The 951-nt window shown below is 47.1% G+C and carries 1 protein-coding gene; it reads left to right on the forward strand.

The genetic code is table 11. The features are described from left to right. Positions 1–55 precede the first annotated feature (55 nt). A partial coding sequence (locus tag BPMYX0001_RS28645) for an AMP-binding protein (protein ID WP_244268572.1) occupies positions 56–951 on the forward strand: 896 nt, incomplete at its 3' end.

Consider the following 951-nt stretch of genomic DNA (forward strand, 5'->3'; position numbering starts at 1 on the left):
AAATGTCGCTTTGGTGTTTGAAAATAAGGTTCTCACATACAAGGAACTCAACGGAATGGCTAACCAGATTGCACGTAGCTTGGTAAAGCAGGGAGTAAAGAGAGGCCAGACGGTCGGACTTCTCACGGAGCGTTCGTTTGAAATGATTGCAGGCATACTGGGCATTCTTAAATCTGGTGCTGCTTACCTTCCAATCGATCCAGGTTATCCGGCGGAACGGATTCAATATATGATTGATGACAGCGGAGCCGAACTTGTAATTCTTCACGGAGGCGTTCTTCCGTACACCTATGAAGGGAAGACCCTTACAATTGAGGAAGCTTTAGAGGAAAGCGATTCGTCCAATCTAGGTAGGATTTCCGGACCAGAAGACCTGGCTTATATTGTCTATACTTCAGGATCTACTGGGAAACCGAAAGGAAATCTGACTACCCATCGGAATGTCATCCGGACGATCATCAACAACGGCTATTTGGAAGTGAAAGAAACAGACACGTTCCTTCAGTTGTCCAATTATGCATTTGACGGTTCTACCTTTGATATTTATGCATCTCTTCTTCATGGAGCTCGGCTGGTGCTTGTTCCGAAGGAAACGGTTGGAGATGCCCTCCGGCTCTCGCGTCTAATCCAAGAAGAACAGGTAACAATTTCGTTCATGACAACAGCGCTATTCAACACGCTTGTGGATGTGGACCTTGAAAGCTTAAAGGGGCTACGAAAGCTTCTGTTTGGTGGCGAAATGGTGTCAGTCAAACATGTGCGAAAAGCATTGAGGGCAATGGGAGAAGACAGGCTCATTCACGTATACGGACCAACCGAAACAACAGTGTTTGCCACGGCCTGCCCTGTCACGGAGTCTATGGTTGACCTCCATACGGTGCCGATTGGGAAGCCGATTAGTAATACGTCAGTGTATATTCTCAGTCGTAGCGGTTATCTACAGCCGGAAGG

The organism is Bacillus pseudomycoides DSM 12442 (genome assembly GCF_000161455.1).
Taxonomy (GTDB): domain Bacteria; phylum Bacillota; class Bacilli; order Bacillales; family Bacillaceae_G; genus Bacillus_A; species Bacillus_A pseudomycoides.